At 45.3% G+C, this 25,152-nt stretch carries 15 protein-coding genes and 7 pseudogenes; 14 read left to right on the plus strand and 8 right to left on the minus strand.

What is annotated here, in order from left to right:
• Positions 1–2 precede the first annotated feature (2 nt).
• Positions 3–1,139, minus strand: coding sequence for an N-acetylglucosamine-6-phosphate deacetylase (gene nagA, locus UA76_RS08870; RefSeq protein ID WP_047045073.1), 1,137 nt, complete (start codon positions 1,137–1,139; stop codon positions 3–5).
• A gap of 492 nt (positions 1,140–1,631) precedes the next feature.
• Here nagA and nagE point away from each other — a divergent pair.
• A pseudogene (gene nagE / locus UA76_RS08875) lies at positions 1,632–3,201 on the plus strand (N-acetylglucosamine-specific PTS transporter subunit IIBC).
• 228 nt (positions 3,202–3,429) lie between these two features.
• Positions 3,430–5,100 carry a glutamine--tRNA ligase gene (glnS, locus tag UA76_RS08880; protein ID WP_047045074.1) on the plus strand — a complete coding sequence of 557 codons (1,671 nt, stop codon included), beginning with the start codon at positions 3,430–3,432 and terminating at the stop codon, positions 5,098–5,100.
• A 96-nt stretch (positions 5,101–5,196) separates the two neighbouring features.
• On the opposite strand, the gene fcrX is transcribed toward glnS, so the two are convergent.
• Entirely contained in the window at positions 5,197–5,646 is a 450-nt protein-coding gene (gene fcrX / locus UA76_RS08885) for a ferric iron uptake transcriptional regulator FcrX (RefSeq protein WP_047045076.1), read from the minus strand.
• A 210-nt stretch (positions 5,647–5,856) separates the two neighbouring features.
• Here fcrX and UA76_RS08890 point away from each other — a divergent pair.
• Positions 5,857–6,347, plus strand: a pseudogene (locus UA76_RS08890) (DUF4442 domain-containing protein).
• A 45-nt stretch (positions 6,348–6,392) separates the two neighbouring features.
• Here UA76_RS08890 and fldA read toward each other — a convergent pair.
• The 3 genes and pseudogenes from fldA to UA76_RS08905 form a co-directional block, all read right to left on the minus strand.
• A pseudogene (gene fldA / locus UA76_RS08895) lies at positions 6,393–6,925 on the minus strand (flavodoxin FldA).
• A 42-nt stretch (positions 6,926–6,967) separates the two neighbouring features.
• On the minus strand, positions 6,968–7,189 hold the full coding sequence (locus tag UA76_RS08900) for a DUF2788 domain-containing protein (RefSeq protein WP_047045079.1): 222 nt from the start codon (positions 7,187–7,189) through the stop codon (positions 6,968–6,970).
• Positions 7,190–7,284: 95 nt separating this feature from the next.
• Entirely contained in the window at positions 7,285–8,049 is a 765-nt protein-coding gene (locus UA76_RS08905; protein ID WP_047045081.1) for an alpha/beta fold hydrolase, read from the minus strand.
• 92 nt (positions 8,050–8,141) lie between these two features.
• Between UA76_RS08905 and seqA the strand changes: the two genes are divergently transcribed.
• Both seqA and pgm read left to right on the plus strand, forming a co-directional pair.
• Entirely contained in the window at positions 8,142–8,684 is a 543-nt protein-coding gene (gene seqA / locus UA76_RS08910) for a replication initiation negative regulator SeqA (protein WP_047045084.1), read from the plus strand.
• A gap of 95 nt (positions 8,685–8,779) precedes the next feature.
• A pseudogene (gene pgm / locus UA76_RS08915) lies at positions 8,780–10,424 on the plus strand (phosphoglucomutase (alpha-D-glucose-1,6-bisphosphate-dependent)).
• Positions 10,425–10,561: 137 nt separating this feature from the next.
• Here pgm and UA76_RS08920 read toward each other — a convergent pair.
• Positions 10,562–11,326: a DUF1853 family protein gene (locus tag UA76_RS08920; RefSeq protein ID WP_047045086.1), complete on the minus strand. Its 765-nt coding sequence runs from the start codon at positions 11,324–11,326 to the stop codon at positions 10,562–10,564.
• Positions 11,327–11,455: 129 nt separating this feature from the next.
• Here UA76_RS08920 and UA76_RS08925 point away from each other — a divergent pair.
• Positions 11,456–12,213 (plus strand): annotated as a pseudogene (locus UA76_RS08925) (Nif3-like dinuclear metal center hexameric protein).
• Between the two features lie 92 nt (positions 12,214–12,305).
• On the opposite strand, the pseudogene UA76_RS08930 reads toward UA76_RS08925, so the two are convergent.
• Positions 12,306–13,594 (minus strand): annotated as a pseudogene (locus UA76_RS08930) (citrate synthase).
• Between the two features lie 395 nt (positions 13,595–13,989).
• On the opposite strand from UA76_RS08930, the gene sdhC reads away from it, so the two are divergent.
• The 8 genes and pseudogenes from sdhC to sucD all read left to right on the plus strand — a co-directional run bounded on the left by sdhC (position 13,990) and on the right by sucD (position 23,616).
• On the plus strand, positions 13,990–14,382 hold the full coding sequence (sdhC, locus tag UA76_RS08935; RefSeq protein WP_047045089.1) for a succinate dehydrogenase cytochrome b556 subunit: 393 nt from the start codon (positions 13,990–13,992) through the stop codon (positions 14,380–14,382).
• Entirely contained in the window at positions 14,376–14,723 is a 348-nt protein-coding gene (sdhD, locus tag UA76_RS08940) for a succinate dehydrogenase, hydrophobic membrane anchor protein (RefSeq protein WP_047045094.1), read from the plus strand. The genes sdhC and sdhD overlap by 7 nt, the downstream gene beginning before the upstream one ends.
• Positions 14,724–16,489: pseudogene (sdhA, locus tag UA76_RS08945) on the plus strand (succinate dehydrogenase flavoprotein subunit).
• Between the two features lie 15 nt (positions 16,490–16,504).
• A complete protein-coding gene (locus UA76_RS08950; RefSeq protein WP_047045096.1) occupies positions 16,505–17,215 on the plus strand; it encodes a succinate dehydrogenase iron-sulfur subunit in 711 nt (236 codons plus the stop codon).
• A 93-nt stretch (positions 17,216–17,308) separates the two neighbouring features.
• The gene (gene sucA / locus UA76_RS08955; RefSeq protein WP_047045099.1) at positions 17,309–20,134 is read left to right on the plus strand and encodes a 2-oxoglutarate dehydrogenase E1 component; all 2,826 of its coding nucleotides are present in this window, start codon (positions 17,309–17,311) and stop codon (positions 20,132–20,134) included.
• 28 nt (positions 20,135–20,162) lie between these two features.
• Complete coding sequence (gene odhB, locus UA76_RS08960) at positions 20,163–21,371, plus strand: 2-oxoglutarate dehydrogenase complex dihydrolipoyllysine-residue succinyltransferase (protein WP_047045102.1); 1,209 nt, start codon at positions 20,163–20,165, stop codon at positions 21,369–21,371.
• Between the two features lie 206 nt (positions 21,372–21,577).
• The gene (sucC, locus tag UA76_RS08965) at positions 21,578–22,744 is read left to right on the plus strand and encodes an ADP-forming succinate--CoA ligase subunit beta (protein WP_004744517.1); all 1,167 of its coding nucleotides are present in this window, start codon (positions 21,578–21,580) and stop codon (positions 22,742–22,744) included.
• A complete protein-coding gene (sucD, locus tag UA76_RS08970; RefSeq protein ID WP_047045106.1) occupies positions 22,744–23,616 on the plus strand; it encodes a succinate--CoA ligase subunit alpha in 873 nt (290 codons plus the stop codon). Before sucC ends, sucD begins: the two co-directional genes overlap by 1 nt.
• A 189-nt stretch (positions 23,617–23,805) precedes the next feature.
• Here sucD and UA76_RS08975 read toward each other — a convergent pair whose 3' ends face one another.
• Positions 23,806–25,131 carry a Na+/H+ antiporter family protein gene (locus tag UA76_RS08975; RefSeq protein WP_047045109.1) on the minus strand — a complete coding sequence of 442 codons (1,326 nt, stop codon included), beginning with the start codon at positions 25,129–25,131 and terminating at the stop codon, positions 23,806–23,808.
• Between the last annotated feature and the right edge of the window lie 21 nt (positions 25,132–25,152).

The following is a 25,152-nucleotide window of genomic DNA, read 5'->3' on the forward strand; positions in this document are numbered from 1 at the left end:
TCTCAATTTTGCTCGTATTGTCCGTTAACAACAGTCGCTTGAACATTGAAGTCACGATCAAATACAGTCAGGTTTGCAACCATGCCTTTCTTAATGCGGCCTAGTTTGTCTTCAACCCCGATTGCAGTTGCTGGGTACAGAGTAGCCATACGCAAAGCTTCGTCCAAAGCGATACCGACATGCTCAACTGTATTTTGTACTGATTCGATCATAGTGACAGCTGAGCCACCAAGCGTGCCATTTTCATCAACACACTTGCCATCTCGGTAATATACTTTCTTACCTACAAAAATAAAGTGATCCATATTAGCGCCTGCCGGAGCTGTGGCATCGGTCACTAATACTAGCTTTTCACCTTTGATTTTATGCGCAATTCGGATGTTTGCGTAGTCAACGTGGAAACCATCAGCAATGACACCAGCATAAACTTCTGGAGTGTCATAAATTGCACCCACAACGCCAGGCTCACGACCAACCATAGGTGTCATTGCATTAAATAGGTGAGTAGCAAAGGTGATGCCCGATTCAAAACTTTGGCGAGCTTCTGCATAAGTGGCATTAGTATGACCAATCGAAACGACAATACCCGCTGCTTTAAGGCGTTCGATGTGCGCAGGATCGTTGTGCTCTGGTGCCAGCGTCACTTTTGTCACTAGGTCTGCGTTTTCACAGATGATATCGATCATGCTGTCGTCAGATGGACGAATGTAGTCAACGCTGTGAATGCCTTTTTTAGCAACGTTTAGATATGGACCTTCAAGGTGTAGGCCAAGAGACTGGTTTTGGTATTTGTTGTGGTACTCACGAGCCGCTTCGATAGCTTGACGCATGTTCTCATCAGAAGAGGTAATTAGCGTAGGCAAGAAGCTAGTACAACCTGACTTTAGGTTTGCTTCATGCATGATTTGCATCGTTTCTGCTGTGATTTCATCGTTCAGCATAACGCCGCCACAACCGTTAAGTTGAAGATCGATAAAGCCAGGGCTTAGGTTTGCACCGTTTAAGTCACGTGTCTCAATGCCTTCTGGCAGTTCACTAATAGGGCAAACTTTCTCAATCAAGTCATTGTTGATGATCACAGCGTGGTCAACTAGCACATCGCTGCTAGTGTAAATTTTACAGTTAGTTAGCGCATACATGGTTAGCTAATCCTTATGAGTATGAGTTTTTATAAATTGTGAGCGACCTAATGAAAGCATGGTGTTTTCTTGAGCAAATTAACACTTTATTTGCGAGCTTCAATTAGGTTGCAAAATATCTTTAGCAAGCGGTCACAGTTGCAGTGGGATTTATCCATGTATTGGATGATACCTACACGAAAAATTGCCGTACTACATGAGTAGGAAAAAGCCTACTTAAACTTCGGTGATGCTTGGTAATTAAGGGATTACCCACCAAGTGCATAGGCGAAATGTTATCGCTTATTTATCATTTTTTTGAATTGTAAAATAAGTTTTATGATCTAGCTAGCAAAAACCTCCGGATTTACCATATTCTGGTGATTAGGATCACAAATGATAAGGTTTTAATTTGCGGAGCAAAATTAATGTCATAAACTGACATCGACTAAATTGAGCAGCCAAGAATGGCTTCTCAGCTAAAAACTAAAAATCCTATAGGGGGAACTTAAGGTGAATATTCTTGGATATGCGCAAAAGTTAGGTAAAGCTCTAATGCTTCCTATCGCAACGCTTCCAATCGCAGGTCTTCTACTGCGACTTGGTCAGGGAGATGTATTGGATATTGCATTCATGGCGCAAGCTGGTGGTGCAATCTTTGGTAACCTTCCACTACTATTCGGTCTAGGTATCGCAATCGGTCTTGCAAAAGACGGTTCAGGTGCTGCTGGCCTAGCTGGTGCAGTGGCGTACTTTGTACTGACTGCTACAGCAACAACAATCAATGCTGACGTTAACATGTCATTCTTCGGCGGTATCTTCGCGGGTATCATCGCAGGTCACTCTTACAACGCTTTCCACGCAACGCGTCTTCCAGAGTTCCTGGCATTCTTCTCAGGTAAACGTCTAGTTCCTATCATGCTGGTCTATTTGCTCTAGTAGCAGGTGCAGTAGCTGGTGTTGTATGGCCATCAATCCAATCTGGTCTTGACGCTCTAGCACACGCTGTATCTTCTTCAGGCGCTATCGGTCAATTTGTTTACGGTACTCTTAACCGTGCACTTATCCCTGTTGGTCTTCACCACGTTCTTAACTCTTACTTCTGGTTCGGCTAGGTACGTGTCAAGAAGTTCTAGTAACTGGTGCAGAAGCTGCAGGTCAAGCACTTCCAGCTATCCAACAGCTTTGTGTAGACCCAGCTCTTGCTAAGACTCTAGTTGCTGGCGAAGCGCACACGTTCCAATTTGCTAACGCTGTAAACCCAGAAATCACTGCAACTGTTAAAGAAGTAACTGAAACAGTTAAGTCTGGTGACCTTCACCGTTACTTCGGTGGCGACAAAGGTGCTGGTACATTCATGAACGGTTTCTTCCCTGTAATGATGTTCGGTCTACCTGGTGCTGCTCTAGCAATGTACCTAGCAGCTCCTGCTGAGAAGCGTAGCCAAGTTGGTGGTGCTCTATTCTCTGTAGGTTTCTGTTCATTCCTAACAGGTATCACTGAGCCGCTAGAATTCATGTTCGTATTCCTAGCTCCTGCTCTATACGCAATGCACGCAGTATTCACTGGTCTATCTCTAGTAGTGGCGAACATGTTCGGTACTCTGCACGGCTTCACGTTCTCTGCAGGTCTAATCGACTTCGTTCTAAACTGGGGTCTAGCGACTAACCCGTTCACTCTACTACTAATTGGTTTAGCGTTCGGTGCTCTATACTTCTTCACATTTAGCTTCGCAATCCGCGCATTCAACCTTAAGTCTCCTGGTCGTGAAGACGACGAAGAAGAAGGTGCTGCACCAGCGGGTGAAGCGTCTAAAGGTGACCTAGCTCGTCAATACCTAAAAGCTCTAGGTGGTCACGAGAACCTAACAACAATCGACGCATGTATCACTCGTCTACGTCTAACTCTTAAAGACCGCTCTATTGCTGATGAAGCAGTTCTTAAGAAGCTTGGTGCGAAAGGTGTTGTTAAACTAGGTGAAAACAACCTTCAGGTTATCCTTGGCCCACTAGCTGAAATCGTTGCAGGCGAAATGAAAGCTATCGGTGCAGGCGAAGACCTATCTGATGTAAAACTTCCTTAATAGCCTTAGCTAAGAAAGAAAGTTAAAGAAAGCCTCCTTCGGGAGGCTTTTGTTGTTTTTGTCGTCATGTAGATTTTGCTACTGACAAATATTGCGAAGAATTTGTCGGTTCTTATTGTGTAAATGGTAAGAATTGTGGATCATTAGCGGTAATATTCTCTGCGCTTTGTGAAAGCAAAATAGAGTGCAATTTTTTCTGACAATACGAATACTGTTGAGGTGCTATAGATGAGTGAAGCTGAGGCTCGTCCATCGAATTTCATTCGCCAAATCATTGATAAAGATCTGGCTGATGGCAAACACACTAGCGTGCATACTCGTTTCCCGCCAGAACCAAATGGTTATCTGCATATCGGTCACGCGAAGTCTATCTGTTTGAACTTTGGTATTGCTCAGGACTACCAAGGCCAATGTAACTTGCGCTTTGATGATACTAACCCTGAAAAAGAAGACGTAGAGTACGTTGAGTCGATCAAAAACGACGTCACCTGGCTTGGTTTTGAGTGGTCGGGCGATATCTGCTACTCATCAAATTACTTCGACAAGCTATACGGTTACGCAGTTGAACTTATCAATAAAGGTCTAGCGTACGTTGATGAGCTAACCCCTGATGAGATTCGTGAGTACCGTGGCACGCTAACTGCGCCGGGCAAGCCTAGCCCGTATCGCGACCGCACACCTGAAGAAAACCTAGCGCTGTTTGAAAAAATGCGTGACGGTGGCTTTGAAGAAGGCAAAGCGTGTCTACGTGCCAAGATCGATATGGCGTCTTCGTTTATCGTGATGCGCGATCCTGTGCTATACCGTGTGCGTTTTGCAGAGCACCATCAAACTGGTGATAAGTGGTGCATTTACCCAATGTACGACTTCACACACTGTATCTCTGATGCACTAGAAGGCATTACGCACTCTATCTGTACGCTTGAATTCCAAGATAACCGTCGCCTTTACGATTGGGTGCTCGACAACATTACTATTGATTGTCAGCCTCGTCAGTACGAGTTCAGCCGTTTAAACCTAGAATACACAGTGATGTCTAAGCGTAAGCTTAACCAGCTAGTAGTAGAGAACTTGGTTGAAGGTTGGGATGACCCACGTATGCCGACGATCTCTGGTTTACGTCGCCGTGGTTTTACTCCAGCTTCTATTCGTGAGTTTTGTAAGCGTATTGGTGTGACTAAGCAAGAGAACATGATTGAGTTTGGTTCTCTTGAGTCTTGTATTCGTGATGACCTAAACGAAAACGCACCTCGTGCAATGGCAGTTCTTGATCCGGTTAAGATCGTTATTGAAAACTACGAAGAGGGTAAAGTAGAGAACTTATCGGTTGCTAATCACCCGAACAAGCCTGAGATGGGGCAGCGCGACGTACCGTTCACTCGTGAAGTTTACATCGAGCGCGATGATTTCCGTGAGGAAGCGAACAAGAAGTACAAGCGCCTAGTTCTAGGTAAAGAAGTACGCCTTCGTGGTGCTTACGTCATTAAAGCAGAACGTATCGAAAAAGATGCAGAAGGTAACATCACGACAATCTTCTGTACTTACGATGATGAGACTCTAGGCAAGAACCCTGCAGACGGCCGTAAAGTGAAAGGCGTAATCCATTGGGTTTCAGCAGACAAAGCATTACCTGCTGAAATTCGTTTGTATGATCGCTTGTTTACTGTTGCAAACCCAGCAGCGGCAGATAACTTTGCAGAGACGATCAATCCTGAGTCACTGGTTAAAGTGAATGGTTTTGTTGAGCCAAGCCTTGTTGAAGCGGCAGCTGAAGCAGCATTCCAGTTTGAGCGCACAGGCTACTTCTGTGTTGATTCGAAAGACTCATCGAGCGATAAGCTGGTATTTAATCGTACCGTTGGTCTTCGCGATACTTGGGCGAAAATCGAGAGTAAGTAGATTTGAGTCTAATTGACCAAAATAAAAAGCCAGCACTGTGTGCTGGCTTTTTTTATGTTTACTTTGCTATCGTGAGCATCGATGCAATGAAATGTGTTATTTCTTTTCGTCGTGCGCTTTAGGATCGGTTTTGCATGATCCATCAACACACTTACCATATAGGTACAAACTATGGTTGGTCAGCTCGATATTGTAACGAGCAGCAATTTCTTTTTGACGCTCTTCAATAATGTCATCAGCGAACTCTATTACGGCACCGCAATCGAGACACACTAGGTGGTCGTGATGATGCTGTGTTGAAAGTTCAAATACTGACTTACCACCTTCGAAGTGGTGACGAGTCACGATACCTGCATCATCAAATTGGTTGAGAACACGATATACCGTCGCTAGGCCAATTTCTTCACCGATGTCGATCAACTTTTTGTAGAGATCTTCTGCACTGATATGCTGGTAATCTGGCTGTTGAAGAAGTTCTAAAATTTTCAGCCTTGGCAAAGTTACCTTAAGCCCAGCATCTTTTAATGCTTGATTGTTGTCTGACATAAACTTTCCTGTTGATGATCTGCTGTTTAAACAGAATTCAGTATTCTTATCATTATAAGGTAGACGTTCTCAACATTAAACCACGAACTTCAAGCGGTTACTCAGAAAAATTGATAATGTCGGGTAATCTCACTAAATTTTGAGGTACGACCAGTTACATTGTGTTAACATTTTCGACGTTTTATTAATTTAGAGACAGGATTGATAGATATGGACCGTCGACTAGCCAAGATATATAAGCCAAGTGTTGTGAAATTTGCATTGAACATATGGCCACCATTTTGGGGGCGGGTATACGTATTCAGTCAATCAGTGAAGATTTTCGACAAGTTGAGATGAAACTTAAACTCAGGTGGTGGAACAAGAATGCCAATCGTACCCAGTATGGTGGTAGCATCTTTTCACTGACCGATCCTGTTTATTCGTTGATGTTAATGGGGATTCTGGGCGAGGAGTATTATGTCTGGGACAAAGAGGCAAGTATTGACTTTAAAAAGCCAGGCAAAACCGATCTATTTGCTCGCTTTGAGATCACCGATAACATGCTCGATGATATTTATCGAAATACCGCTGACGGCGATAAATATTTCCCAGAATTTCTTACTCATGTGCTTGATAACGAAGGGGAGCTAATTTCAACCATACATCGAAAATTGTATGTAAGAAAGAAGGCTAAGTACCGTGAAGTGAGCAACGAATAGGCATAAAAAAACCTCCGAAATGGAGGTTTTTATTTGAGATGTGGCTTAGTCTTCAAGCTCTGCTAAACACATCTCTTCGTAAATCTGTTGTACCCACTTAGATACGCGGTCATCAGTAAGTTCAGGCTGGCGGTCTTCATCGATACATAGGCCGACAAATTGGCTGTCATCGCCTTCTACTAGCGCTTTAGACGCTTCAAACTCGTAACCTTCTGTTGGCGTGTAGCTAAGATTGTGCCGCCTTTCGCTTCTACGATATCGCGAACAGTACCCATCGCATCGCAGAAGTACTCCGCGTAATCTTCTTGGTCTCCACAACCGAAGATAGCAACAAGCTTAGTTGAGAAATCAATGCCTTCTAATTCTGGGAAGAAATCATCCCAATCACATTGAGCTTCACCGTAGTACCATGTTGGGATACCAAGTAGTAGCAGGTCGAAGTTGTCGATATCTTCTTTGCTACTTTTTGCAATGTCTTGAACGTGGACGAGTTTCTTTCCAAGCTGCTTCTGAATCATTTTTGCAACAGCTTCTGTATTACCAGTATCGCTACCGAAGAAGATACCTACACTTGCCATAGAGTCTTTACCTTATGTTATTCGTTGAGTGCATAAAGTGGGTTAGCCTAAACCGCTACCTTCCCAACTTAGCTGAATTAACCCTTTTGCGATGAATCCAGCGCAGCCTAGAAACAGTACTAACCATACAATACGACGACCAAACGGAGGGACATTACCTTGTTTTAATACATCTTTTATCGCCATACCTATTAAGAAAAAGATAGACGCAAAGAGCAGGTCAAGACCAATAGACTCAAGCTGGTTCATGTAGTCGTAAAGCATGATAATCCTTTATGCCAAATTGCTTGCGCGCACTATACCATTGTTATTTATTAAAGTTAATTGTGGTTTGCTCAACTTTACTTAACATGCGGTAACTAGGGCAAAAATTTGCGTATTACCCGTATAACTTCTTGGGGCTTTTCTGCATGTAACCAATGGCCGGTGTTGGCAATGATATGCGCCTTCGCATTGCTAAACTGCGCTTGTATGTCTGCCTGATGAGATGGTAGCAGATACTCAGATAGAGCACCTTTCACAAATACGGTTGGTACGTCGGTTTTTGAAATGGGCTCCCAACCAATAATGTTCTCGTAGTTGTCGACTAACGAAGCCACATTGAATCGCCAAGCCAGTACATCGTTATCTTTAAACAACGACTTACTTAAGAACTGTCGTACTCCTTCCATCTCGATGTGCTCGGCCATAATAGATAAAGCGTCAGAGCGTGTGGTAGGGCGCTTCTGTTCAACCGCTTGTAGGCCAGAAATCACATTGTCGTGTTTTCGCTCGGTGTATTTTACTGGCGACATATCGAGAACGATAAGCTGTTTAGCAAGTTGTGGTGCAATGTCGATCAACTTGATTGCGACTTTGCCTCCCATCGAGTGCCCGATCACCGTAATATCTTTTAAATTAAGGTGCTCAATCACTTCTAATACATCTTGCGCCATCTCAGCATAGCTGTGGCTTGGTGAGTGGAAGGATTGACCATGGTTTCTCAGATCGATACTAAGGACTTGATAATCTTTCTTTAGATCGCGTGCCAAAAGCCCTAAGTTATCCAAGCTACCAAATAAACCATGGATAAGGATAATCGTTTGGCCTTCGCCTTCGAGTTTGTAATTAAGAAGTGCTGACATTTTATCTTATTAGTGACTGGTTTATCGTAGAGTATCAGAAAAGATCTCGCTATAATCCCCCAGAGTTTAAACATAGAGATTGTGAAAAGCGAATGAAAACAATTGAGGTTGATGAGGATCTATACCGTTTTATTGCAAGCCAAACGCAACATATTGGAGAGAGTGCTTCCGATATTCTGCGACGCTTACTTAAGGTAGACAACCAAGAAGAGCAGCAAGCAGTTGCTGCGCCAGTAGCAGAGCCTAAAGGCATTGTTGTGAGTAAAGATGCCGGTAAAGTTGAGAAGGTAGACAGCGTCAAAGAGATGCGTTCATTACTTATCTCTGATGAGTTTGCGGGCCTAAAGAAAGCGATTGATCGCTTTATGCTTGTGTTGTCGACACTGCACAAAATTGATGCAGATAGTTTCTCAGAAGCCACTCAGGTTAAAGGTCGTAAGCGTGTTTATTTTGCCTCAGACGAGCAAACTTTACTTGCAAGTGGCACCACCACTAAACCGAAAGCGATTCCAAACTCTCCTTTCTGGGTTATCACTAATACCAATACCAGTCGAAAACGACAAATGGTTGACCAACTGATGGTTAGGATGAACTTCCCATCAGATTTGATTGAAAAAGTGGCAAACTCAATCTAAAAAATCCAACCAAGACCCCATAATGTTCAAGGTGAACGGCTTAATATGGGGTCTTTTGTTTTTTAAGAAAATTAATGTTTTAAAAGGATGTCAACATGGCTATGCACCCGCGTGCGGGACAAAAAGCGCAACAATCCGATCTTCACAATATTCCAGCGCTTGTCTCAAACTACTTCTTACTTCAACCAAACTCTCAAAACCCTGACCACAAAGTACAATTCGGCACATCGGGTCACCGCGGTACAGCGGATAAAACCACGTTTAATGAGAACCATATCCTAGCGATTGCTCAAGCTGTAGCGAGATCCGTGCTGAGTTAGGGACTACGGGGCCGCTTTTTGTCGGTAAAGACACGCACGCGCTTTCTGAGCCTGCTTTCTTTAGCGTATTGGAAGTATTGATTGCCAACGGTGTTGAAGTTATTACTCAAGAAGATAATGCTATACGCCAACGCCAGGTGTGTCTCACGCGATTTTAACATACAACGCCAAGCATGACGCTAAAGCGGATGGTTTGGTGATTACACCCTCTCATAACCCGCCTCAAGATGGTGGCATCAAATACAACCCAACTCACGGTGGCCCAGCGGAAGACAAGCTGACAAAAGCTATCGAGAATCGTGCGAACGCACTGATTGCAGAAAATATGCAAGGTGTTAAGCGCATGCCTTTGGAAGAAGCAAAAGCTTCACCTCTGTTTAAGCAAGTGGATCTAGTTAAGCCTTATATCGATGACCTCGTGAATGTTATTGATATGGAAGCCATTCAAAAAGCAGACCTAAAGATTGGTGTTGATCCATTGGGCGGTAGTGGTATCGATTACTGGCGTCAGATTGCTAAAGCGTACGACCTAAACCTAACGCTTGTGAGCGAAGCGGTTGACCCGACGTTCCAATTTATGTCTTTGGATAAAGATGGTGTGGTTCGTATGGACTGTTCATCACCTTACGCGATGGCAGGTCTACTGGCACTTAAAGACGATTATGATCTCGCTTTTGGTAATGACCCAGATTACGACCGCCATGGCATTGTGACACCTAAAGGGCTAATGAACCCAAATCATTTCTTAGCTGTGTGTATCGACTACTTATACCGTCATCGTGAAGGTTGGGCGAAAGATGTTGCTGTCGGTAAGACCTTGGTGTCTAGTGCACTGATTGACCGCGTGGTTGCTGACCTAGGTCGTGAGCTGTGTGAAGTGCCAGTTGGTTTCAAATGGTTTGTGGATGGATTGTACGAAGGCCGCTTTGGTTTTGGCGGCGAAGAGAGTGCCGGAGCTTCTTTCCTTCGTAAAGATGGTACGCCTTGGGCGACAGACAAAGATGGCATCATCCTTTGCCTTCTAGCTGCGGAAATCACTGCCGTAACGGGTAAGAACCCTCAGCAGTACTATGAGGAGCTGGCAGAAAAACACGGTGAATCTAAGTATAACCGTATTCAAGCGGTAGCGAATGGTCCACAGAAAGATGTCTTGAAGAAGCTGTCTGCAGAGATGGTGACTGCGGAGACATTAGCTGGTGATGCGATTACCGCTCGTTTGACTCATGCTCCAGGTAACGGCGCTGCAATTGGTGGCCTTAAAGTGACCACTGAGAACGGTTGGTTCGCCGCGCGTCCATCGGGTACTGAGGATATCTACAAGATTTACTGTGAAAGCTTCAAAGGTGATGAGCACCTAAAACAGATTGAAGCAGAGGCTCAGGAAATTGTGAACCAAGTGTTTGCTAATGCTGGGTTGTAATTCGTTCTATCTCTGATTTATCAGTAGATTACTTTTGATATTAAAGGCGACCCTCGGGTCGCCTTTTTGTTTTCTAGAGACAGTTATCTGGCAACAGTTATCTAGGAATAGTTATACGGGAAAGGTATCTAGACTTACTAGCTAGATTTGTTGTTTGGCCAACTATCTGGCACGACAAACCAGAAGCGGCCACTTTGGGTTTGAGCATGCACAAAGCGGTCATTTGAAGGCTCTACAGGCTCAGAAAACTCTTCAGTTCCAATAGCCCACAATGGTTTGCTCAATTCATAAAGCGGTTCATTTACTTGATCTAACTGGCTGTGATAGCACCAGAAGCCCGAAATTTGGTTATGGTCTAACTCGAAACCAAGGCATTCTGTTGGAGTCTCTTCTGGAGAGAAAGGGTTGATATACAGTCTTCCTTGCATCAGCAGGTGCTCGATCGGAGTATCGCTTAAGGGAAGTTGCTGGTGGAACTCTTCACGCTGGCTCATCTTGAGTTGATGAGTCAACATTCGATCGAGCTTCTTATGTAACTGATCATGGGCATTAGGGCCGTACCATATGCCTTTGTAGAGAAGATAAAACTTGATGGCCACTTCCCAGTGCTCATGCGATTTCTGTTCTTGATTGCGGAGGATAAGATCCACGGCTCCGATCGTTCGGCCCGTTGCATCGTTGAGCTGGATCTCTTCCGCTAGGATTTCGTAGCGTGGCGAGCTAGATAGCAATCTGGTGCACAGATGCTGGTACAGAAAACCAAGTCTGGGATTACCTTCATAGCGCTCTTCATCGGCAAGAGAAGTATGAGGGATGCTTTCGAATGTCGTGAAAGGTGGCTTTGCCTTGAATAGCGGTGGAGTGTTAGCAATCCAATGATAAAACTTTTGTAACGAATTCATCCATAATCCTTTAAACCACGATCAAAGCGCCGATACTATACCGGATTTTATCCATATTGGGGACTGACCCTAGCATCTGGGGTTCGCTTCGATATAAAATTTGGTTATTCAAATGCATTGGAAGTGACAATGAATATTTTAAAGTTAGAACAAGTTCTGAATGAGAAGTTATCGCCACAGCTTATAAAAGACTATGCCCCAAATGGATTGCAGGTTGAGGGTAAATCCGAAGTTAAGCGCATCGTGACGGGTGTCACTGCATCTCAAGCGCTTATCGACAAAGCGATAGAGTTAAATGCAGATGCACTTTTGGTTCACCACGGTTATTTTTGGAAGGGTGAACCAGAGCCGATTCGAGGAATGAAGGGCAAGCGTATTCGAACTTTGATAAAGAATGACATCAACTTAATTGGGTACCATCTTCCGCTAGACATCCACCCTGACCTAGGTAACAACGCAGAGCTAGCACGTCTTCTTGATATTGAAGTAGAAGGGGGCTTGAAGGGCATCCACAATCTGTTGCGATGTTTGGTCGTTTGAATAAGCCGCTGACAGGTGCAGAGTTTGCAGATCGTATCGACCAAGTTCTGAATCGAAAGCCTTTGCACATAGCGCCAGACAACGCAGAAAAGACGATCGAAACGGTTGGTTGGTGCACTGGCGGCGGGCAAGATTACATTGAGTTAGCCGCGCAACATGGTTTAGATGCGTTTATCTCTGGCGAGATTTCGGAGAGAACGACTTACTCAGCACGTGAGCAAGATATCCATTACTTCGCTGCAGGACATCATGCAACGGAGCGTTACGGCATTAAAGCACTCGGTGAGTGGCTGGCATCAGAGCATGGATTTGATGTTGAGTTTGTTGATATTGATAACCCAGTATAGCTAGGTACTGGCATTTATTTGTCGTAATTTGACGACAGAAATGAAAAAGGGTTGGCACTGTGCCAACCCTTAATTTTACTCAACCACTTCTATCACTCGCGTTCGTGAAGAGGTTGGAAGTCGCGCTTTTGCTCACCAGTGTAAAGCTGACGAGGGCGACCGATACGGTTAGTCGGATCGCTGTGCATCTCGTTCCAATGCGCAATCCAACCGATAGTACGAGACATCGCGAAGATTACGGTAAACATTGAAACAGGGATACCGATCGCTTTCAAAATGATACCAGAGTAGAAATCAACGTTCGGGTACAGTTTCTTCTCTACGAAGTACTCATCAGAAAGTGCGATGCGCTCAAGCTCCATTGCTACGTCAAGTAGTGGATCTTGGATGTTTAGCTCTTTAAGAACTTCGTGACACGCTTCGCGCATTACTGTCGCACGAGGGTCGTAGTTCTTGTAAACGCGGTGACCAAAGCCCATCAAACGGAACGGGTCATCTTTGTCTTTCGCTTTTGCTACATACTCTTCGATGTTATCTACGCTACCAATCTCTTCTAGCATACGTAGACACGCTTCGTTAGCACCACCGTGAGCAGGGCCCCAAAGAGACGCGATACCCGCTGCAATACAAGCGAATGGGTTTGCACCTGATGAACCCGCTAGACGCACTGTAGATGTGGATGCGTTTTGCTCGTGATCTGCGTGTAGAGTAAAGATTTTATCCATCGCACGTGCAACAACAGGATTTACTTCGTACTCTTCACATGGATTTGCAAACATCATGTGTAGGAAGTTCTCTGCGTAGCTTAGGTCGTTACGTGGGTAGATGAACGGCTGACCGATTGTGTACTTGTAACACATCGCTGCCAGCGTTGGCATTTTTGATAGTAGACGATACGCTGCGATTTCACGGTGCGTGTCGTTGTTGATATCAAGTGAATCATGGTAGAAAGCCGCGAGTGCACCTACCACACCACACATTACCGCCATTGGGTGAGCGTCGCGACGGAAGCGTGGAAGAAGCTTGCGATTTGCTCATGTACCATAGTATGGCGAGTGACAGTGGTTTTGAATTTTTCGTATTGCTCACGATTTGGGGCTTCACCGTAAAGAAGGATGTAACATACTTCTAGGTAATCGGCGTTGTTTGCCAATTGATCGATTGGGTAACCGCGGTGTAGAAGAACGCCTTTACCACCATCGATGTAGGTGATTTGAGATTCACAAGATGCAGTGGCAAGAAAACCTGGGTCAAAAGTGAAGTATCCGTTTGCTCCCAGTTTACGAACGTCGATTACTTGTGGGCCTAGTGTCCCATCCATAATCGGCAGCTCGATTGGCGCTATACCTTCAACATGAAGGGTCGCTTTCTTATCCGCCATAACAATCTCCTTTGTTTATTATTAATCCGTCCAGGATGTTTATGTGCCATTTTTGTACGTGTGTTCGTTAACAAAGTCAATTTTTCTCCTCTGATGTGTGCACTTGTTATGATTTTTTATGCTCATAAAGTTAAAAATCTGTTCTGTGTAGCAAAAATTGTTACATCAATTGTATTAGAATGTTGCGAGCCGTATAGTGGCGCTGTAAATTTTGGAGGAAACCTTATAAATTCAAGGCTTGAAACAAATGTGAGGTGAGTTTTTGAAGTCTTGTTGTTAACAATTGTTTTACATTTAACTGTTCAAAAAACAGAAAAAAGCGTTAACAAAATGTTAACTTTTGTAGGTTTGTTACCAAATTTTCATTCATAACAATAAATGCTCAATGGAGCTGAGTGAGCAAGCCCGTGAAAGAAAGAAAGTCAAGACCTGTTAATTTAGATTTACAGACCATCCACTTTCCGATCAGCGCAATCGCATCCATCCTGCACCGTGTGTCTGGGGTGATTACGTTTGTGGCGGTCGGTATTTTGCTTTGGTTATTATCCATTTCCTTATCATCCCCAATGGGTTTCGCGCACGCGAGCGACCTAGTTAGTGGCTTCTTCGCGAAGTTTATTCTTTGGGGCATCCTAACTGCACTTGCCTACCACATTGCTGGTGGCATTCGTCACTTGTGCATGGACTTAGGTTACTTTGAAGAACTTGAGTCAGGTGCTATGAGTGCAAAAGTAGCCTTCATCGCTACTGCAATTCTGTCTGTGCTTGCGGGGGTTTTGGTATGGTAAAACACATCTCTTCGTTTGGCCGTAACGGTGTACATGACTTTGTACTGATCCGTGCTACTGCCATCTTAATGACGCTGTACACTATTTACTTGGTGAGCTTTTTCGCTTTCTCAGGTGATATCTCTTACGTCTCTTGGGTGCAATTCTTCTCCGGCACCTTCACCAAAGTATTCACTATGCTTGCTCTGGTATCCATCTTAATCCATGCGTGGATTGGCTTATGGCAAGTTCTAACTGACTACATCAAGTGTTCAAAACTACGCGTTGGTTTGCAGCTTGGTTGTGTAGCTGTTCTGCTTGGATACTTTTTCTCTGGTCTGTTTATTCTGTGGGGTGCGTAAGTGACTATTCCAGTTCGTGAATTTGATGCCGTAGTAATCGGCGCAGGTGGTGCTGGCATGCGTGCAGCACTGCAAATTTCAGAGCAAGGCCTAAGCTGTGCCTTGCTGTCTAAGGTTTTCCCAACCCGTTCTCATACGGTATCTGCTCAGGGCGGTATCACGGTTGCGTTGGGTAACTCGCACAAAGATAACTGGCAGTGGCATATGTATGACACTGTAAAAGCTCTGATTACATTGGTGACCAAAACGCCATTGAATATATGTGTAAGAATGGCCCTCAGTCGGTAATCGAACTTGAGAAAATGGGTCTACCATTCTCTCGTTTTGAAAACGGTTCGATCTATCAGCGTCCATTTGGTGGTCAGTCAAAAGAGTTCGGTGGCGAACAAGCGGCGCGTACTGCAGCTGCTGCGGATCGTACTGGTCACGCGCTTCTTCATACTCTTTACCAACAGAACATTAAGCATAAGACGACCATCTTCTCTGAATGGTATGCACTCGATATGGTTAAAAACCAAGACGGTGCGATCATGGGTTGTACTGCTATCTGTATGGAAACGGGTGAGATTTGCTACTTCAAATCTAAAGCAACCATCTTAGCAACAGGTGGCGCAGGTCGTATTTACGCTTCTACAACGAACGCTCACATCAATACCGGTGATGGCGTTGGTATGGCACTGCGTGCTGGCGTACCAATGCAAGATATGGAAATGTGGCAGTTCCACCCAACAGGTATTGCAGGTGCGGGTGTTCTTGTAACTGAAGGTTGTCGTGGTGAAGGTGGTTACCTTCTAAACAAAGACGGCGAACGCTTCATGGAGCGTTACGCACCAAACGCGAAAGACCTTGCGGGTCGTGATGTTGTTGCTCGTTCAATGATGATCGAAATTCGTGAAGGCCGCGGTTGTGATGGTCCGTGGGGCCCGCATATTAAACTTAAGATGGATCACCTTGGTAAAGACGTTCTTGAATCTCGTCTTCCTGGTATTTGTGAGCTTTCTCGTACGTTCGCACACGTCGATCCAGTTAAAGAGCCAATCCCAGTAATCCCAACATGTCACTACATGATGGGTGGTGTACCAACACAAGTTTCTGGCCAAGCAATCAAGCAAGCGGCAGATGGCAGCGATGTTGAAGTTCAAGGTCTATATGCTTGTGGTGAGATCGCATCGGTATCGGTACACGGTGCCAACCGTCTAGGTGGTAACTCACTGCTTGACCTTGTAGTATTTGGTCGTGCGACAGGCCTGCACCTAGGTGAAACACTAGCAGCGCAAGCTGAAGCTCGTCCAGCAACTGAATCTGATATTGAAGCATCATTGGCTCGTACCATGCGCTGGGAAAACAGCACTGGTGGCGAAGATCCAGTACAAATCCGTAAAGACCTACAATCTTGTATGCAAAATAGCTTCTCGGTATTCCGTGAAGGCGACGCAATGGCAACGGGTCTTGAAGAGCTTAAAGTGATTCGTGAGCGTCTGAAAGATGCGCACCTTGCAGATAAGTCTTCAGAGTTCAACACGCAACGCATTGAGTGTTTAGAGCTTGATAACCTGATGGAAACGGCATTCTCAACAGCTGTGGCGGCTAACTACCGTACAGAAAGTCGTGGCGCACATGCTCGCTTTGATTTCCCAGACCGTGATGATGCAAATTGGCTATGTCACTCTATCTACGACCCAGAAACGGAAGCTATGAGTAAGCGTGATGTGAACATGACGCCAATTCATCGTGACGCATTTCCGCCTAAAGCACGTACATACTAAGGGAGGTAACTAAAAATGAAACTGAACTTCTCTGTGTACCGCTACAACCCTGATGTTGATAGCAAACCTTATATGAAGGACTACGTTCTTGAGGTAGAAGAAGGCTCTGACATGATGGTGCTTGATGCACTTATCCTATTGAAAGAGCAAGATCCAAGTATTGCATTCCGCCGCTCTTGCCGCGAAGGTGTTTGTGGCTCTGACGGTTTGAACATGAATGGCAAAAACGGATTGGCGTGTATTACGCCGCTTTCTGCCTTGTCTGGCGACAAATTAGTAATTAGGCCACTACCAGGGCTTCCAGTTGTACGTGACTTGATTGTTGACATGACGCAATTCTATGATAATTATGCGAAAGTTAAGCCATTCTTGATTTCTGATGGCAACTTACCTCCATCGCGTGAGAATCTTCAGGCTCCTGAAGAGCGTGCGCATCTAGATGGTTTGTATGAATGTATCATGTGTGCGTGTTGTACAACTTCATGTCCGTCTTTCTGGTGGAATCCAGATAAATTTATCGGACCTGCAGGCCTACTTGCAGCGTACCGTTGGCTAATCGATAGCCGCGATACTGCAACGGATGAGCGCTTGTCAAATCTTGACGACGCATTTAGCGTTTTTCGTTGCCATGGCATCATGAACTGTGTAAGTGTTTGTCCTAAGGGACTAAACCCAACAAAAGCAATTGGTCACATCAAGACGATGTTGGTTAATCGCTCTGTGTAAAAAACAAAAAAACTTGCCAGCTCCGAAAGGAGCTGGCGTTTATAGCTCGGCATAGACCGAAGCAAACGTGAAATCTACTGGTTAAGGGAAAATATGCACAACGGCGTGATGAAGGCATGGCTCGAGTCTTCACACTTGGCTGGCGCCAATGCAACTTATGTAGAAGAACTCTACGAACTGTATCTAAGTGACCCCGACCTGGTAAGTGAGGAGTGGAAACGTGTATTTGAAGATCTGCCTACGCAGGCTTCAGAGGTGGTTGAACAACCCCATTCACGCGTCCGCGAATACTTCCGTCGACTCGCTCAAGAAACAAAGCATTACAATGTCCAAGTTAGTGATCCTGATGTCGATGCAAAACAAGTAAAAGTTCTGCAGTTAATCAATGCCTATCGTTTTAGAGGGCATCAAGCAGCAAACCTAGACCCGTTAGGTCTATGGAAAAGAGATGCAGTTCCTGATCTCGACCCCTCATTTCATTCTCTCACCGATGAAGATTTTGAAGAGACGTTTAACGTAGGTTCTTTTGCCATTGGCCAAGAAACTATGGTCCTAAAAGATCTCTACAAAGCGCTAAAACAAACCTACTGTGGTTCTATCGGTGCTGAGTACATGCACATGACCAATACAGAGCAAAAACGTTGGATCCAACAACGTTTAGAGTCTGTAGTCGGTCAACCATCATTCAACAAAGAAGAGAAACTGGCTTTCCTTGACGAGCTCACTGCAGCTGAAGGTCTTGAGCGTTACTTGGGTGCTAAATTCCCAGGTGCAAAACGTTTCTCGCTGGAAGGTGGTGATGCTCTGATCCCAATGACGAAAGAAATTATTCGTCATACTGGCGGTCAAGGTATGCGTGAAGTTGTTATTGGTATGGCCCACCGTGGTCGTCTTAACATGCTGGTTAACGTTCTGGGTAAGAAGCCGCAAGACTTATTTGATGAGTTTGCTGGCAAGCATGACGAAACATGGGGTACTGGTGATGTTAAGTACCACCAAGGTTTCTCTGCTGACTTTGCGACTCCGGGCGGAGACGTTCACCTTGCGCTAGCCTTCAACCCTTCTCACTTAGAAATCGTAAACCCTGTTGTTATCGGTTCGGTTCGTGCTCGTCAAGATCGTCTGGGCGACAAAGAAGGCAGCCAAGTTCTACCAATCACGATTCATGGTGACTCTGCGATCGCAGGTCAGGGTGTAGTACAAGAGACGTTTAACATGTCTCAGGCGCGTGGTTTCTGTGTCGGTGGTACGGTTCGTATTGTCGTGAATAACCAAGTCGGCTTTACAACCTCTAACCCTCGCGATACGCGTTCTACGATGTACTGTACTGACATCGCTAAGATGGTTCAGGCGCCAATTTTCCACGTTAATGCTGATGACCCAGAAGCGGTTGCTTTTGTTGCACGTTTGGCGGTTGATTACCGTAATACGTTCAAACGCGATGTGGTTATTGATCTGGTTTGTTACCGTCGTCATGGTCACAATGAAGCGGATGAGCCGAATGCGACTCAGCCGTTGATGTACCAGAAGATCAAGAAACACCCAACACCACGTAAGCTTTATGCTGATGTTCTTATTGACCGTGGTGAGTTTGATATTGAAACCGCAACTCAGCTTGTTAACGAATACCGTGATGCGCTTGATCATGGTGAAGTCGTCGTTAAAGAGTGGCGTCCAATGGCGCTTCATTCAGTAGACTGGTCTCCTTATTTAGGTCATGACTGGAACATCGAGTGGGACAGCAAAATAGACGCTCAGCGCATCAAAGAGTTGGGTCAAAAGCTTTGTCAGTACCCAGAAAGTCATAAACTCCAAAGTCGTGTAAACAAACTTTACAATGATCGTCTTGCGATGATTAACGGCGAGAAGCAGTTTGACTGGGGTATGGCCGAGACACTGGCTTATGCAACATTAGTTGACGATGGTAAGCGTATTCGTATTTCTGGTCAGGATTCAGGCCGTGGTACTTTCTTCCACCGTCACTCGGTTCTTCACAACCAAACAGATGCAAGCACGTTTGTACCTCTCGCGAACATTCACGACAAGCAGGGTCCATTCCAAGTATTTGACTCAGTATTGTCTGAGGAAGCGGTACTTGCGTTTGAATACGGTTATGCAACAGCTGAGCCTGGCGGTCTAACGCTCTGGGAAGCTCAATTTGGTGATTTCGCAAACGGCGCTCAAGTGGTTATCGACCAATTCATCTCGTCAGGTGAGCAGAAGTGGGGCCGTTTGTGTGGTCTAACTATGCTTCTACCGCACGGTTATGAAGGACAAGGTCCGGAGCACTCTTCTGCGCGCCTAGAGCGTTATCTGCAGTTATGTGCTGAGCAAAATATGCAGGTGGTGATTCCATCTACACCAGCTCAGGTTTATCACATGATTCGCCGTCAAGTTGTACGTCCAATGCGTCGTCCGCTAATCGTAATGTCGCCTAAGTCTCTGTTGCGTCATCCTCTGTGTACTTCTTCACTTGAAGACCTTGCAGAAGGTACGTTCCAGCCAGCAATTGGTGAGATTGATTCTCTGGATGCGAGCAAAGTGAAACGCGTTGTTTTCTGTTCAGGTAAGGTTTATTTCGACCTTCTCGAGCAGCGTCGTAACAACGAACAAGAAGACGTGGCAATTGTACGTATTGAGCAGCTTTACCCATTCCCTCTGGATGAGGTTCAAGCAGCAATCGCAGAGTTTGAAAACGTTGAAGACTTTGTTTGGTGTCAAGAAGAGCCTCAAAACCAAGGCGCTTGGTACTCTAGCCAGCACAATTTCCGTATGGCAATTCCAGCGGGTGCAGATCTGAAATACGCAGGTCGTCCAGCATCAGCATCACCGGCTGTCGGTTACATGTCGGTACACTTGAAACAACAGAAAGCGTTGGTTGAAGACGCTCTGAACGTAAACTCGAAATCTTCGGATTAAGAACTAGAAGTTAAAGGAAGAAAGAATTATGACTATTGAAATTCTGGTTCCAGATTTACCTGAATCAGTAGCGGACGCAACAGTAGCCACTTGGCACAAACAACCAGGTGAAGCAGTAGAGCGTGATGAAGTACTTGTTGATATCGAAACTGACAAGGTGGTACTAGAAGTACCGGCTCCTGAAGCGGGTGTTTTAGAAGCTATCGTGGAAGAAGAGGGTGCTACGGTACTTTCTAAGCAGCTTATCGCGAAGCTTAAACCAGGTGCAGTAGCAGGTGAACCGACTACTGACACAACTGAAGATACTGAAGCATCTCCAGATAAGCGCCATAAAGCTTCTCTTACTGAAGAGAGCAATGATGCATTAAGTCCTGCAGTTCGTCGTCTGCTAAGTGAGCATGGTCTTGAAGCTTCTCAAGTTAAAGGCACCGGTGTAGGTGGTCGCATTACTCGCGAAGACATCGAAGCTCATCTTGCGAATGCTAAAGCGGCTCCTAAAGCTGAAGCTTCTGCTCCAGTTGAAGCACCAGCGGCGGCTCGCAGTCAAAAACGTGTTCCAATGACGCGTCTACGTAAGACCGTGGCAAACCGTCTTCTAGAAGCGAAGAACAACACGGCGATGCTGACTACGTTTAACGAAGTGAACATGAAACCAATCATGGATCTTCGTAAACAGTACAAAGATCAGTTCGAAGAGCGTCATGGTATCCGCCTTGGCTTCATGTCTTTCTATGTGAAAGCGGTAACTGAAGCGTTGAAGCGTTATCCAGAAGTGAATGCTTCTATCGACGGTGATGACATTGTTTATCACAACTACTTCGACATCAGTATGGCAGTTTCGACGCCACGTGGCCTTGTAACACCAGTACTAAAAGACTGTGACACGCTAGGTTTCGCGGATGTAGAGAAAGGCATTAAAGAGCTAGCGATCAAAGGTCGCGACGGCAAGCTAACAGTAGATGAGCTAATGGGCGGTAACTTCACTATCACGAACGGTGGTGTATTTGGTTCCCTAATGTCTACGCCTATCATCAACCCACCTCAATCGGCAATCCTGGGTATGCATAAGATCCAAGAGCGTCCAATGGCGGTAGACGGCAAAGTTGAAATCTTGCCAATGATGTACCTAGCTCTGTCTTACGATCACCGTTTGATTGATGGTCGTGAATCAGTGGGCTTCCTAGTGACCATTAAAGAGTTGCTAGAAGATCCAGCGCGTCTGTTATTAGACGTTTAATATCGCTAAAACGTCTAGTTACCCCTTGTAGCTAGACGTTTATTAGTTTCAAAGGCTAGACTGGCTCAGCGTCTGGCCTTCACTTGAATCGTTGCATGTTATTGAAATAGGTGGCGATTTATTTGAGAAGACCCTACAGACGCCCACGCCTTGTGCGGCGTTACGGAAATAATAATCCCTTAAGGGAAAATAAACGGAATATCATAATGAATTTGCATGAATACCAAGCCAAACAGCTGTTTGCAGAATTCGGTTTGCCTGTACCGGAAGGTTACGCGTGTGATACACCTCAAGAAGCTTTTGAAGCGGCAGGGCGTATCTCTACTGAGAAGAAAGTTGTTAAGTGTCAGGTTCACGCTGGTGGCCGCGGTAAAGCGGGCGGTGTAGAGCTACACGACACCAAAGATGGCGTTAAAGAGTTTGCACAAAAGTGGCTAGGCAAAAACCTAGTAACTTACCAAACAGACGCTAACGGTCAGCCAGTAACTAAGATCCTAGTTGAAGAAGCGTCAAACATCGCTAACGAACTATACCTAGGTGCAGTGGTAGACCGCGCAACGCGTAAAGTTGTATTCATGGCATCGACTGAAGGTGGTGTTGAAATCGAGAAAGTTGCAGAAGAGACGCCAGAGTTAATTCACAAAGCTGCAATCGATCCACTAGTAGGTCCTCAAGCTTACCAAGGCCGCGAGCTCGCATTTAAGCTAGGTCTTGAAGGCGATCAAATCAAACAATTTGTTAAGATCTTCATGGGTCTTGGCAACATGTTCTCTCAGTACGACCTAGCTCTACTAGAGATCAACCCTCTAGTTATCACTGGTGAAGGCAACCTTCTATGTCTAGACGGTAAGATTAACATCGACTCTAACGCGATGTACCGTCAGCCTAAGCTACGTGAAATGCACGATCCTTCGCAAGAAGATGAGCGTGAAGCGCACGCAGCTCAGTGGGAACTAAACTACGTAGCACTAGACGGCAATGTTGGCTGTATGGTTAACGGTGCTGGTCTAGCAATGGGTACGATGGATATCGTAAACCTACACGGCGGTAAGCCAGCTAACTTCCTAGATGTAGGTGGCGGCGCAACCAAAGAGCGTGTAGCGGAAGCATTCAAGATCATCCTATCTGATGACAATGTAAAAGCAGTACTAGTAAACATCTTCGGTGGTATCGTTCGCTGTGACATGATCGCTGAAGGTATTATCGGTGCGGTTAAAGAGGTAGGCGTAAGCGTACCAGTTGTTGTTCGTCTAGAAGGTACTAACGCTGACCTAGGTCGCGAAGTTCTTGCTAATTCTGATGTTGATATCATTGCAGCTGAGTCACTAACTGACGCTGCTCAGAAAGTTGTTGCTGCTGCGGAGGGCAAATAATGTCTGTACTAATTAATAAAGACACGAAAGTAATCTGTCAGGGTTTCACTGGTGGTCAAGGTACTTTCCACTCTGAGCAAGCTATCGCATACGGTACGCAAATGGTTGGTGGTGTTTCTCCGGGTAAAGGCGGTCAAACTCACTTAGGCCTACCAGTATTCAACACTGTACGTGAAGCGGTAGAAGCAACTGGCGCAACAGCGACAGTAATCTACGTACCAGCACCTTTCTGTAAAGATGCAATCCTAGAAGCGATTGATGCGGGCATTGAGCTAATCGTAACAATCACTGAAGGCATCCCTACAACAGATATGATCGACGTTAAAGTGAAGCTAGAAGAAACTGGCGCACGTATGATTGGTCCTAACTGTCCAGGTCTTATCACTCCAGATGAGTGTAAGATTGGTATCATGCCTGGTCATATCCACAAGAAAGGTAAAGTAGGCATCGTTTCTCGTTCTGGTACTCTAACATACGAAGCAGTTAAGCAGACTACAGACGAAGGTTTCGGTCAGTCGACTTGTGTTGGTATCGGTGGTGACCCAATCCCAGGTTCAAACTTCATTGATATCCTAAAACTGTTCCAAGAAGACCCTGAAACAGAAGCAATCGTAATGATTGGTGAAATCGGCGGTACTGCGGAAGAGGAAGCTGCAGCGTTCATCAAAGAGAACGTAACTAAGCCAGTGGTTTCTTACATTGCTGGTGTAACGGCTCCTCCGGGCAAACGCATGGGTCACGCTGGTGCAATCATCTCTGGTGGTAAAGGTACAGCAGAAGACAAGTTTGCTGCACTAGAAGCTGCGGGCGTTAAGACGGTTAAGTCTCTAGCTGACATCGGTAAAGGTCTACGCGAAATTACTGGTTGGTAATCTGCACTTTACCTAGATAGAGAATAGAAAGGCTTGGTCAATGACCAAGCCTTTTTTGTATTGATGAGCACGTTGTCTAACCATTTAGCTTGAAACATAACGTTAACTGGAAATAAAAGGAAGCGGGCAATAAAAAAGCCGACAACAAGTCAGCTTTTTCGTATTTTATAGAAGTAGGCTCTTCTAGAGCTACAGAATCATCGCGGCTAACCAACCAAAGGCGATCAGCGGAAGGTTGTAGTGAAGGAAGGTTGGAACAACCGTTTCCCAAATATGTTCATGTTGACCGTCGGCATTTAGGCCAGATGTTGGGCCTAAAGTAGAGTCTGAAGCTGGAGAGCCTGCATCACCAAGCGCTGCAGCGGTACCAACTAGCGCAACAGTGGCCATTGGAGAGAAGCCAAACGCCAGTGCTAGTGGGACATAGATGGTTGCGATGATTGGAATGGTCGAAAACGATGAACCAATACCCATAGTTACTAATAGACCGACAATTAGCATTAGCAGTGCTGCAAGTGGCTTATTGTCGCCAATAGAAGTCGATAGCGCTTCTACCAGTGTTTCTACACCGCCGGTTTCCTTCATTACTGCGGCAAAACCTGCTGCTGCAATCATGATGAAGCCAATCATAGCCATCATAGTCACACCACGGGTAAATACGTCTTGGGTATCTTTCCAAGCGATCACACCGCCGATGGTGAAAATCATAAAGCCTGAAAGAGCACCAATGATCATAGAGCCGGTAAATAGCTGCATAGAAAGAGTTGCCACGATAGCTACGATAGACACTGCCACATGGGCTTTGTTTACTGAAGCCGGGCTCTCTTCAACGTGAGTGAGCTCAGTTTCTTTGTATTCACGGGGTTTACGGTAGCTAAAGAAGATTGCCGTAAGTAAGCCCACCAACATACCAGCTGCTGGAAGTAACATCGCCGTTGGAACTTGACTTGCCGTTACACCTTCTAGACCGTTGTTGTTGAGGTTAGTAAGAAGAATGTTGTTAAGGAAAATTCCGCCGAAGCCAATTGGCAGCACCATGTATGGAGTGACAAGACCAAACGTCAGCACACAAGCGATAAGACGACGGTCTAACTTAAGTTTTGCGAAGACGCCTAGAAGAGGTGGAATTAGAATAGGAATAAAGGCGATATGCACAGGTACTACGTTTTGTGAAGACATAGTGACTAGGACTAGTGCGATCAAAACCAAGTACTTAAGACCAGTCGACGCCGCGCCATTCTCTTTACCGTGGATTTTCTTGATAACACTTTGAGCCATGAGATCAGTCAAGCCTGAACGCGAAATAGCAACGGCAAATGCGCCCAACATGGCATAGCTAAGCGCAATGGTCGCACCGCCGCCTAAACCGCTTTCGAACGCAGAAACAGTTTGGTTTAGGTCCATACCAGCCACAAGGCCGCCAATAATGGCACTGAAAGTTAATGCCACGACGACATTAACGCGCATCAGTGCTAGTACAAGCATAATGCAAACGGAAATAACTACAGGATTCATATTTTTCTCGGAATGTTGTGT

This window comes from Vibrio mexicanus (assembly GCF_001012815.1).
GTDB lineage: Bacteria > Pseudomonadota > Gammaproteobacteria > Enterobacterales > Vibrionaceae > Vibrio > Vibrio mexicanus.

Excerpts from the sequence above, each read along its gene's own strand:
- nagA (WP_047045073.1), bottom strand. The coding sequence starts at position 1,139 with ATGTATGCGCTAACTAACTGTAAAATTTACACTAGCAGCGATGTGCTA.
- glnS (WP_047045074.1), top strand. The coding sequence starts at position 3,430 with ATGAGTGAAGCTGAGGCTCGTCCATCGAATTTCATTCGCCAAATCATT.
- fcrX (WP_047045076.1), bottom strand. The coding sequence starts at position 5,646 with ATGTCAGACAACAATCAAGCATTAAAAGATGCTGGGCTTAAGGTAACT.
- UA76_RS08900 (WP_047045079.1), bottom strand. The coding sequence starts at position 7,189 with ATGCTTTACGACTACATGAACCAGCTTGAGTCTATTGGTCTTGACCTG.
- UA76_RS08905 (WP_047045081.1), bottom strand. The coding sequence starts at position 8,049 with ATGTCAGCACTTCTTAATTACAAACTCGAAGGCGAAGGCCAAACGATT.
- seqA (WP_047045084.1), top strand. The coding sequence starts at position 8,142 with ATGAAAACAATTGAGGTTGATGAGGATCTATACCGTTTTATTGCAAGC.
- UA76_RS08920 (WP_047045086.1), bottom strand. The coding sequence starts at position 11,326 with ATGAATTCGTTACAAAAGTTTTATCATTGGATTGCTAACACTCCACCG.
- sdhD (WP_047045094.1), top strand. The coding sequence starts at position 14,376 with ATGGTAAAACACATCTCTTCGTTTGGCCGTAACGGTGTACATGACTTT.
- UA76_RS08950 (WP_047045096.1), top strand. The coding sequence starts at position 16,505 with ATGAAACTGAACTTCTCTGTGTACCGCTACAACCCTGATGTTGATAGC.
- sucA (WP_047045099.1), top strand. The coding sequence starts at position 17,309 with ATGCACAACGGCGTGATGAAGGCATGGCTCGAGTCTTCACACTTGGCT.
- odhB (WP_047045102.1), top strand. The coding sequence starts at position 20,163 with ATGACTATTGAAATTCTGGTTCCAGATTTACCTGAATCAGTAGCGGAC.
- sucC (WP_004744517.1), top strand. The coding sequence starts at position 21,578 with ATGAATTTGCATGAATACCAAGCCAAACAGCTGTTTGCAGAATTCGGT.
- sucD (WP_047045106.1), top strand. The coding sequence starts at position 22,744 with ATGTCTGTACTAATTAATAAAGACACGAAAGTAATCTGTCAGGGTTTC.
- UA76_RS08975 (WP_047045109.1), bottom strand. The coding sequence starts at position 25,131 with ATGAATCCTGTAGTTATTTCCGTTTGCATTATGCTTGTACTAGCACTG.